The sequence below is a fragment of the Vagococcus silagei genome, from assembly GCF_004795745.1.
GTDB lineage: Bacteria > Bacillota > Bacilli > Lactobacillales > Vagococcaceae > Vagococcus > Vagococcus silagei.
Map to the genome: position 1 here is coordinate 13,975 of NZ_SDGV01000020.1, position 321 is coordinate 14,295.

The 321-nt window shown below is 40.2% G+C and carries 1 protein-coding gene; it reads right to left on the bottom strand.

Annotated features, from left to right (window positions below; all coding sequences use genetic code 11):
* Nucleotides 1-35: 35 nt before the first annotated feature.
* Nucleotides 36-321: hypothetical protein (locus tag ESZ54_RS12500; protein ID WP_162615150.1), on the bottom strand; the 286-nt coding region annotated here is incomplete at its 5' end.

Consider the following 321-nt stretch of genomic DNA (forward strand, 5'->3'; position numbering starts at 1 on the left):
GACTGTGACATACTTATGTCATAGTCTCTTTGTTGTTATTTTATTTTTTTACTGCCACCTCGACCGCTCTTCTTCTTAGAAGATTTAGAACGTGAGCTTGATGATTCACGTTTACGGTTTTTACCACGACTTTCTTCGCGATAGTACTTGTCTTCCTGTTTTCTTTCTCGTGAATCGCGTGATTTAGAATTATTTTTACTTTCTTTACCCGCTTTCGATTCTGGTTTGAGTTTTGGGGAAGTTGGTTTTGATGGAGCAGGTTTTGGTGCTTCAGATTTAGTCGGTGCCTGTTTAACTGGTGCTGGTTGCGCTTGAGTAGGT